Here is a 9,596-nt window from a genome sequence, read left to right on the forward strand (position 1 = left end):
CCCTTCTACGCCCGGGCCAGCCGCTGTAGGGCTTCGCGCAGCAGGACCGCCGGGTCGTCTCCGCCCAGGTCCACCAGGACGGAGCGAACCTCGTCCGGCGTGTAACCGAGGCCGCCGAGAGCCTCCTGGACCTCGACCAGGGCGGATCGTCCGGCGCCGGGACCGTCGCCGTTGACCGGTACCCCGTCGATGGGCAGGTCTAGCGAGTTCTTGAGCTCTACCAGCAGCCGGGTGGCCGTCTTCTTGCCGACGCCGGGCACCAGGCAGAGTGCCGCCACGTCGTCGTCGGCCAGCACCCGGGCCAGCTCGACGGGACCGTGGACGCCAAGCACGGCGAGGGCCAGTGACGGCCCGACGCCGTGGGCCGAAAGCAACGCCTCGAAGCAGGAGCGCTCGCTGCGCTCCAGGAACCCGTACAGGGTCTGGTCGGCCTCCCGGATGTGGTGGTGTACGTGGAGGAACACCTCGGCCCCAGTGTCACCTAGGCGCACGGCGGTAGTCGGGGTGACGACCACCCGGTAGCCGACACCTGACACCTCGACGAGCACCTCACCCTCGTCGAAGCGCTCCAGCAGGTACCCCTTCAGCGAGCCGATCACCGAGGCACCGCCTTGGCGGTGGCTCGGGCCACCGCCCGACCGGTCGGCAAGGTGGCCAGGTGGCAGAGGGCGACGGCCACCGCGTCGGCGGCGTCGGACGGGCGGAGCGGGGCATCGATCCCCAACTGGGTACGCACCATCCGTTCCACCTGGTCCTTGTCGGCACCACCCCATCCGGCCACGGCCGACTTGACCTCGTTGGGCGAGTAGAGGGCCACCCCGCAGCCGGCGGCCGCCGCCTCGGCCATCACCACCCCGGAGGCCTGGCCAGTCTGCATGGCCGTGCGGGTGTTGACCTGGAAGAGCACCCGCTCGATGGCCACCTCGTCGGGCCGATATTGGTCGATCAGGCCCCGGACCTCGCGTTGGAGGTCGGCCAGGCGGCGGGGCAGGTCGGAGGTGGTGGGGGTTCGAACCACGCCGGCGGCCTCAGCCCGCAGGGTGCGTCCCTCGCGCGCCACGACGCCGTAACCGCACCGGGTCAGGCCCGGGTCGATCCCCAGAACGAACATGTGTACGACTCTAGCGGTGGCCGTCCCGGAGGTTGGTCACCCCCCCTCCCGCTGTCCGCGACGCCCGTTCCGTCGCCTATCGCAGCGGGGCCGGTCGGGGAACTCAGCCGTCCAGCGAGTCCAGGATCTCGGAAGGGATGTCGAAGTTGGCGTGCACGTCCTGGACGTCGTCGTTGTCGTCCAGCAGGTCCATGACCCGCAGCACGGCCTTGGCCTGCTCCACCGTCCCGATGGCCACCGTGGTGCTGGCCAGCATGGTCACGTCAGCGTTAAGGAACGGCACCTCGGCCTCCTCTAGGGCTTCGCGGACGACCGGTAGGTCGGTTGCCTCACAAGTCAGGCGCCAGGTGCCGTCGTCGTCCACCAGGTCGTCGGCTCCGGCGTCCAGGGCGACCAGCATGATCTCGTCCTCGTCGACGGTCCCGTCCAGCAGGACAACACCCTTGCGCTCGAACTGCCAAGCCACTGAGCCGGGCTCTGCCAGCGAGCCGCCGTTCTTGGTCAGCAACGACCGCACCTCGGAGCCGGTGCGGTTTCGGTTGTCGGTCAGGGTCTCGACGTAGAGCGCAACGCCGTGTGGCGCGTAGCCCTCGTAGGTGATCGTCTCGTAGTCAACGCCCTCCAGCTCGCCAGTCCCCCGCTTGACGGCCCGCTCGATGGTGTCCAGCGGCACCGAGGCGTCGCGGGCCTTCTGGAACATGGTGCGCAGGGTGGGGTTGGAGTCGGGATCGCCGCCGCCCTGGCGGGCCGCCACCTCGACTTGCTTTATGAGCTTGGCGAAGAGCTTCCCCCGCTTGGCGTCGGCAGCGCCCTTCTTGTGCTTGATGGTCGCCCACTTGGAATGACCGGACATGTCTGCTTCCTGTCTCGTTCGTCGGCAGCTGACAATCAGCGGCTGAAGGCCAGGTCCAGGAACCGGGCGTGGATTCGGGCGTCGCCGGACATTTCGGGATGGAAGGACGACACCATGACTGTGCCCTGGAGGCACAGCACGGGGGCCCCATCGACCGTGGCCAGTATTTCGACGTCGTCGCCGACCCGGTCCACCACAGGTGCCCGGATGAAAACCCCGTGGAAGGGCTCGTCTAGGCCGTCGACCTCCAGGTCCTTCTCGAACGAGTCGATCTGGCGTCCGTAGCCGTTGCGTCGGACGTCGAGGTCGATGGCGCCGAAGGACTGCTGGTCGTAGCGACCGTCGGCCAGACGGGTGGCCAGCAGGATCATCCCGGCACATGTCCCGAAGGCCGGCATCCCGTTGGCCAGGCGGTCGGCCACCGGCTGGCGCAGTCCCGACGAGTCCAGCAGCATGGACATGGTCGTGGACTCCCCACCAGGGAGCACCATGGCGTCGACGTCGGCCAGGTCGGCCGGGCAGCGAACCTCGACCGGTGCGGCGCTCAGGGCGACCAGAACTTGCGCGTGCCGGGCGAACGCCCCCTGGAGGGCGAGCACGCCGACCTTCATGCCGGTCCGGCCTACCAGCCCCGGTCGGCGAGCCGGGTCTCGAGCGAGCCCAGCTCCAGGCCCGGCATGGCGTCACCCAGGCCGCGGCTGACCTTGGCCAGCATGGCCGGGTCGGCGAAGTTGGTGGTGGCCTCCACGATGGCCCGGGCCCGGGGGGCTGGATCGTCGCTCTTGAAGATGCCGGAGCCCACGAACACAGCCTGCGCGCCTAGCTGCATGACCAGCGAGGCGTCGGCCGGGGTGGCGATGCCTCCGGCGCAGAACATGGGAACCGGGAGCTCGCCCGTCTCGGCGACCTCCTGGACCAGGGGCAGCGGCGACTGGAGGCGCTTGGCCCAGTCGAACAGCTCCGCCTCGTCGGCCTGGGTGACCTTCCGGATGTCGCCGATGATGGACCGCAGGTGGCGGACGGCCTCCACGATGTTGCCGGTTCCCGCCTCGCCCTTGGAGCGGATCATGCAGGCGCCCTCGGAGATGCGGCGCAGCGCCTCGCCCAGGTTGGTGGCACCGCAGACGAACGGCACGGTGAACGCCCACTTGTCGATGTGGTGGGCCTCGTCGGCCGGGGTGAGGACCTCGCTCTCGTCGACGTAGTCCACGCCGAGGGACTGCAGGATCTGGGCTTCGGCGAAGTGGCCGATCCGGGCCTTGGCCATGACCGGGATGGTCACAGCCTCCTTGATGCCTTCGATCATCTCCGGGTCGGACATGCGGGCTACGCCGCCGTCGCGTCGGATGTCGGCCGGGACCCGCTCGAGGGCCATCACGGCCGAGGCGCCGGCGTCCTCGGCGATTCGGGCCTGGGCGGGGTCAACGACGTCCATGATCACGCCGCCCTTGAGCATCTCGGCCAGGCCCCGCTTCACCAACTGGGTCCCGGTCGCCCTCGTCACGTCGTTCATGGTGCTCAGTCTAGAAGGGAGACCGGTCGGACTCCCCTGCCGGGAACGGCGTCGGAACCCGGGGCGTCAGAACCCGAGCATTGGCCGGCGGAGGACGGTGCCGAAGGCCGATTGATCAATCGGTCAGTTGTGTCACCTGGTCGGGATCCAAGATGGTCGCCTCACCCAAGCGGGCCAGGGCCACCCAGGTGCGGCCGGGCCGAAGGAACACCTCGGCGCCTGTGTCGTCGTCGGCCAGCGTCCAGCGGTCGGCGGCGAACGGTCGGCTCCAGGTCACCCCGGTGACCGTGCCGTCACGGAGCAGCCACCCGTCGCCCGAGCCGGTGGACAGGGCCTGCGGCGACATGAAGTCGGCGGCCGACCTCCGGTAGTCCACGAACAGGACCAGGACGTTGTCGGCGGCCAGTTGGACGCCCAGGTCGTCGAGCAGGGGCACGCCCTGGTGGTACCGAGCCCAGCGGGCGGCACCGTGGCTCCACACCCAGTCGATGGTTCGGCGGGGCGCTGACCACCGGAGGCCCCGGATCGGGATGGCCGAGGCGGGCAGGGGACCGAAGGCGAAGATCGGGTCGGGGGGCGAACCAGTGGAGGCCACGGCCATGGCCGCCGAGTCGACCATGCCGTCGTAGGGCATCTCGGCGCGACCCTCGGCGCGGAAGAAGAAGTGCTGACCGTCCCCGGTGGTGGTCATGCCGACGAAGGTTCCCTGATCGACAGCCGCCTCGACCTCGTTACCCACGCCCTCGTTGCTCCCCCAGTAGGCGAACGTCGGCCGGTCGAGGTTGCCGATGAGGTCGATGTCGCTAGACCGGGCCGAGCGGACGGGACCTACCCGCAGAGGCACCTCACTGTGGTACACGGCCAGGAAGCGGGTCACTCCGTTCTCGATGTGGGCCTCGTACACCACGTCGGCGGCCTCCAGCCCGACGTGGGGCAGGGACCGGGAGTCGTTGTTCCCGACTTTGACGGCCAGGGCTGGACGGCCGCTGGTGCCGTCGGTGGCCGGCAGGCCGGTGAGCGGGTGGACGGCACCCGTCCACCCGCTGATGGTCGTTGTGGTGGCCACCCCCAACGTGGTGGTGGCCGGAACGGTGTCGACCGAGGCCGCCTCAGTGGTGGGAATCTCGACCGCGATGGTGGTCGGCACCACGGTGGTTGTGGGCGCTGGGGCGGCGGTGGTGGGGGCGATGGTGGGCAGCGTCTGTGACGAACCTCCCCCGCCGCAGGCCGAGGCGGTCAGGACGGCACCGAGGATGGGGGCCAGCAGCCGGAGGGAGGTCCGGAGGTCAGGCATTAGCACTCCTCCAGGGCGGCGACCCGGAGGTCGACCGTCGGGTGGATAGATGTCTGGATGTCGGTCCGGCCGTCGGGCTGGAGCAGCCAGAGGCGGGACGTCGAAGACGGCACGTCCACCGTGGCCCCCAGTTCGGCCAGCGCCCGGAGGGCGGACTGCATGCCGGGCGGGAATCTCGTCAGGTCGGCGCCATGGAGGTCGGTGCGGACCATGCGGTCCGGTCCGTCGGACCTGGCGGCCAACCCCAGAGAGGCTCCGGGAATCCGGCCCATGGCGGCGGCCGTGGTTTCGGTCCGCAAGTGGCCGTCGGCGCACCGAACCAGGAGGTGGGCCACCAGGGCCTCCAGTTCGACCAGCCCCAGGCGATCGACGGCCCCGGTGGTCAGGACGATTGACGCTCCGTTGGGGCCGGCCAGAGCCGCAGCGTTGCCGGCCGGTGTGTCGATCACGAAGAGGCCCGGGTGCTCGATGCCGTGGGTGAGGCACAGCCCGTCAACTGTGTTGTGGAGGCGAGGGAACTCGCCGACGAGGGCCGGGCGGGCCGACAGGGATCGCCGCACGGCTCCCGCCGAGCGCCGACCCACCACGATGCCGCCCCCGACGGCCACCACGGCGGCCGCCACCAGCGCCGGCACGGGCCCCAGGCCGACCAGGCGGACCACCGCAGCGACGGCGAGGCCCACCAAGGTGGCCGGTACCAAGGTGGGGCTAGGCAATCGGGGCATGGTTAGGGAGGGCCTCGGAAGGTTTGTGGACGGTGGACCGCCGGCAGGGCGGTCGTCTGGCTGACCAGCATGCTACGCCCACGACCAGTACTCCCGGAGTCCGCTCCGGCACATCCATTGTGGGTGGCGACCGGTCAGCCGATCCGGGCCGCGGTCCGCTCCCCCACCACCTCGGCGTAGGCCTCCAGGTACCGGTCCGCCAGGCGCCGCATCGAGAACTGCTCAGCCCGGGCTCGACCGCTGGCCACCAGGCGGTCGGCTAGGTCGGGATTGCGGAGCACCTTGTCGATGGCCGTGCCCAGGGCTCGTGCGTCGCCTGGTGGCACCAGGAGAGCGTCGTTGCCGCCCTGGGCCACCCGGGAGTAGCCGGGGATGTCGCTGGCCACCACCGGAGTTTCACAGGCCATGCCCTCCAGGAGCACCACGCCGAACGACTCGCCGCGTAGCGACGGGGCACAGAAGACATCAGCGCCACGGATCCGCTCCGTGCGCTCCTCGTCGGAGATCCGACCCAGCCACGAGATGCGGGCGTCGCCAGCCGTTCTGGCCCGTAGGTCCCCGGTCTCCGGGCCGTCGCCGGCCACCCAGAGCCGGACGTCGGGCGGGAGGTGCGACATGGCGTCCAGCAGCACGGTCAGGCCCTTGCGGGGCTCGTGTCGCCCGATGAAGAAGACGGTCGGTCCCTCGGTGGGCCATGGAGCCACCTGGCGACTGCGCTGGACTTCGACCCCGTTGAATAGGACCTCGTACCGGCCACCTAGGGAGTGGGAGGCCATGGCCGCCGCGTCGTCGGAAACGGCGAACGACCGGTCTAAACGGCGGCTTAGCCACCGGACCGGCCGGTTCAACAGGTCGTAGGCCAGACTGCCGCCCGCTGCGTGGAAGGTCCCCACCATGGGAGAGGCGGCCAGGAAGAGGGCCGTGGTGGTTGGGCCGGGGGCCAGCGGCTCGTGCAGGTGGAGGACGTCGAACTCCTCGTCGCGCAGGGCCCGAATGGTGCGCAGGGCACAGGGGACGTCGGGGGCGATGGGGGCCATGGATCCGTTGGCAGCTGTCGGGAGGCTGTCCCCCAGGGGGGTGACGCCGGCGTCAGGGGGTGGGCCGTCGCACGGCCCGAGCACCCGGGTGGGGTGGCCGGAGGCCCGCAGCATGCGGGCCAGACCCAGTACCTGTCCCTGGACGCCTCCCGGCAGGGTCAGGCTGTAGGGGCAGATGAGGCCGATCTGCATGGCCTCGACGCTAGCCGTCCGCTCCAGGGACGGCGTCAGGCTCTGGGCCGCCGGCGATCACCTGGTCCGACGGCCAGTTGGGCTGGAGCATGTGCCACTGTTCGGGGGCCCGGGCGATGAGCACCTCCATCTCGCCGGCGAGATGTTGGGTGACCCGGGCCACGTCGTCGCGAAATCGCCCCTGCCGTTCGGCCGGTATGGCCGGCCGTACCACACCGTGACAGCCGCCCGGGTGGTCGTAGACGGCGATGGGCAGCAGGGGAGCGCCAGTCCGCAGGGCCAGGGTGGCGAGCCCGGCGGGCAGGGTGGTCTGCTCGCCGAAGAACTCCACCTCGACGCCCGCCCCGCCCACGTGGCGGTCGCTGGGCAGGCACACGGCCCGGTTCTCGCGCAGCATGGCTAGCACCTCGGTCCCGGCGCTGGGTCCCAGACCTACCACCTTTATGCCTATCGAGGTCCGGAAGCTCCGGTACCACTCGAAGAGCTCGGGCGGTTCCAAGGCCTCGACCACGCACCCGACAGGAACCTCGTGGTGGAGGACCAACCAGTAGGCAGCCCACTCCCAGCTGCCCATGTGAGGCAGAGCCAGGATTGCTCCGTTGCCGGCTCGGAGCGCTTCGGCGATCCGCTCGTAGCCCTCCTCGCTGAATCCGTCCACGACCTGGGCGGACGTCATGGCCGGGAGGCGAAAGCTATGAAAGTAGTAGTCGGCGTAGGAGGCGAAGACCTCGTCGACGCTGCGTCGCAGCTCGGGACCGGTCGGCCCGTCGGGTCGGACCCGGCGAAGATTCCGTTCCACGATCCGTCGACGGTCGCCGTCCAGGCGGCCGACCAGGCGGCCGATGGCTCGAGCTACGGCGGCTCCCGGGCGGGCCGGGACGATGCGAGCCAGTGCCGAGGCCAGGCGGTAGCCGGCGACTATGCGCGGTGTCATCAGCCCGCGGCCCGGTCGACGGGAATCAGTGGCGCGTCGTGCGCCGTCGCGCCCCGTGACGGCGACGATCCAGGCGACGCTCCAGGCGGAGCTGGCGGCGGTCGGCCCACCGCTGCGTCGGCGTCTCCCGGTCCGAGGTGGCCTGTCGCCAGACCTTGACGAACCGCTGGACGGCGGTCACCAGGCTCAGGGCCAGCATCACCCAAAGGACGGGAATCAGGATCTCGGAGAACAGGAGCCCGAAGGCCAGGACGATGAACCGCTCGGCCCGCTCCATCAGGCCGCCCTTGGCGTCGTAGCCCAGCGACTCGGCCTTGGCCCGTTGGTACGAGATGAACAGGGCGATGGCCATGATGGCCACCGGCAGCATCATCATGCGGTCCGACCGAACCCCGGCCAGGTGCCAGGCCACGCCACCGAACAGGAGGGCGTCGGTCAGGCGGTCGGCCACCGAATCGAAGTAGGCGCCCCGTGACGATGAAGACCCGGCCGCCTTGGCCACCGCGCCGTCGAGGGCGTCGGGGACGCCGGTGAGGACAAGCAGCAGGAAACCGAGCCGCATCTCGCCCAGGCCGATACACACTGACGCCGCGCCGGCCATGGCAATGCCGATGATGGTCACCACGTCAGCGGTGATTCCGGTGCGGTGGAGACTGCGACCGATCGGGACCAGGCCCCGGTCTACGACGTCGCGCCAGTGGCCGTCGAGCATGGTTGGTGGTCCCTCTCTCGGTGGTTCCCACCGCCGGTCGCCTCCACGGTGGGGCGGGCGACCAGAGAAACGGGTCGTGGGCCCGATCAGCGTACCAGCGGTCGGTCACCGGGCCCGGGTGCCACCGGTGTAGTCCCGGGCCCAGGCGGGGTCAGTCCCGTCGCCGCCCCGTCACCAATGAGGTCACAAGAACGGCGAGGCCAGCCACGCCGACCACCACGCCGATCGGAAGGCGGGCCATCCGGGCGTCGTGGCAGGGCGGCGTGTTGGCGAACACCAGCTCACCGCCGTCCGAATAGTGCACCTTGGTGGGCACCAGCACGCTGCCGCACGGATCGGCGAACTGTGACGAGACGGGTGTTAGTAGCAGCAGCAGGGCGAGGGCGACCACGAGGACACCGATGACGGCGAGAAAGCCGCTGACCTTCATCGGCCGGAATATATCGTCCGTCGGACGGAGCGGCAGCAACCACCAGCCGTCCTCCCGGGTCCCGGCCAGTCAGTCCCCGGGGGACCAGTCCTCCGGGTTGGCTTCGACGTGGGAGGCCACCACGGAACCGTCGACGCCGTCCACGAACACCAAGCCACGGCGTTCGGGAGGCGACTCGTTGGAGTACACCAGGACCCGCCACGTGGGACGACTGCGGAGGCCGCGCCACGCCATCTGGGCCGAGGCATGGCCGACCGGGAAGCCCACCTCGCGGACGGCGGCCACCAGGGCGTCGGCCTCGTCGACCCCCAGGCTCCAACCGGCCTGGAGGTGGTAGGCGCCTAGGAGCGCCAGAGCGACGGCCCCGGCCACCAGGCCCCCGTCGACCAGTGGCGACCCGTCGGCCACCAGCACGGCCACCACGGTGGCCAGGGCCAGGGCCAGGTAGATCACTCCGGGGATGCGGCGCCGGTCGTTGTCCGGAAAGACGTACGGCCCGACCATGCCCCGGGCGTCGAGGTCGTCAGGCAGCGAGGCCCGTACCTCGGCAGCCTCAGCTGGGAGATCGGCGGGGAGGTCGACAGGCTCGGTCACGGAACGACCCTACCGGTGGCCCGATCCGGTAGAGACCGCCGGTGACAGCCTCAGGAGACCGTCCCCGCCCCCTCCACTCGGGCCAGCAGGGTGGCCAGGTGGGCCGCCCGGTCGCCCTGCCCATGCAGAGTCAAGTCGGCCAGATCCCGGCAGGGCAGCACGTGGGCCTCGTGCATGGGCGCCACGGTCGCCGCGAACTGG

General features: G+C 70.5%; 12 protein-coding genes. All 12 read right to left on the reverse strand.

All coding sequences use genetic code 11. The annotated features are described in order from the left end of the window. Positions 1-5 precede the first annotated feature (5 nt). Positions 6-599 (reverse strand): Holliday junction branch migration protein RuvA, encoded by a 594-nt coding sequence (ruvA, locus tag MK181_06275; GenBank protein ID MCH2419405.1) that lies wholly within the window; start codon positions 597-599, stop codon positions 6-8. Then, a complete protein-coding gene (gene ruvC / locus MK181_06280) occupies positions 596-1,111 on the reverse strand; it encodes a crossover junction endodeoxyribonuclease RuvC (GenBank protein MCH2419406.1) in 516 nt (171 codons plus the stop codon). The genes ruvA and ruvC overlap by 4 nt, the downstream gene beginning before the upstream one ends. Positions 1,112-1,214: 103 nt before the next feature. Beyond that, on the reverse strand, positions 1,215-1,964 hold the full coding sequence (locus tag MK181_06285; GenBank protein ID MCH2419407.1) for a YebC/PmpR family DNA-binding transcriptional regulator: 750 nt from the start codon (positions 1,962-1,964) through the stop codon (positions 1,215-1,217). A gap of 35 nt (positions 1,965-1,999) precedes the next feature. Further along, a complete protein-coding gene (pdxT, locus tag MK181_06290) occupies positions 2,000-2,575 on the reverse strand; it encodes a pyridoxal 5'-phosphate synthase glutaminase subunit PdxT (protein ID MCH2419408.1) in 576 nt (191 codons plus the stop codon). A gap of 11 nt (positions 2,576-2,586) precedes the next feature. After that, positions 2,587-3,477, reverse strand: coding sequence for a pyridoxal 5'-phosphate synthase lyase subunit PdxS (pdxS, locus tag MK181_06295; GenBank protein ID MCH2419409.1), 891 nt, complete (start codon positions 3,475-3,477; stop codon positions 2,587-2,589). A gap of 115 nt (positions 3,478-3,592) precedes the next feature. Further along, positions 3,593-4,771 (reverse strand): DUF3048 domain-containing protein, encoded by a 1,179-nt coding sequence (locus MK181_06300; GenBank protein ID MCH2419410.1) that lies wholly within the window; start codon positions 4,769-4,771, stop codon positions 3,593-3,595. Beyond that, entirely contained in the window at positions 4,771-5,454 is a 684-nt protein-coding gene (locus MK181_06305; GenBank protein MCH2419411.1) for a hypothetical protein, read from the reverse strand. The genes MK181_06300 and MK181_06305 overlap by 1 nt, the downstream gene beginning before the upstream one ends. A 176-nt stretch (positions 5,455-5,630) precedes the next feature. Further along, entirely contained in the window at positions 5,631-6,725 is a 1,095-nt protein-coding gene (locus tag MK181_06310; protein ID MCH2419412.1) for a glycosyltransferase family 4 protein, read from the reverse strand. Between the two features lie 10 nt (positions 6,726-6,735). After that, the gene (locus tag MK181_06315) at positions 6,736-7,659 is read right to left on the reverse strand and encodes a phosphatidylinositol mannoside acyltransferase (protein ID MCH2419413.1); all 924 of its coding nucleotides are present in this window, start codon (positions 7,657-7,659) and stop codon (positions 6,736-6,738) included. Between the two features lie 25 nt (positions 7,660-7,684). Continuing rightward, the gene (locus tag MK181_06320) at positions 7,685-8,371 is read right to left on the reverse strand and encodes a CDP-alcohol phosphatidyltransferase family protein (protein MCH2419414.1); all 687 of its coding nucleotides are present in this window, start codon (positions 8,369-8,371) and stop codon (positions 7,685-7,687) included. Between the two features lie 151 nt (positions 8,372-8,522). Further along, positions 8,523-8,801, reverse strand: coding sequence for a hypothetical protein (locus tag MK181_06325; protein ID MCH2419415.1), 279 nt, complete (start codon positions 8,799-8,801; stop codon positions 8,523-8,525). 69 nt (positions 8,802-8,870) lie between these two features. Beyond that, positions 8,871-9,395, reverse strand: coding sequence for a hypothetical protein (locus MK181_06330; protein ID MCH2419416.1), 525 nt, complete (start codon positions 9,393-9,395; stop codon positions 8,871-8,873). Positions 9,396-9,596 lie beyond the last annotated feature (201 nt).

It is taken from the genome of Acidimicrobiales bacterium, from assembly GCA_022452035.1.
Taxonomy (GTDB): Bacteria; Actinomycetota; Acidimicrobiia; order Acidimicrobiales; family MedAcidi-G1; genus UBA9410.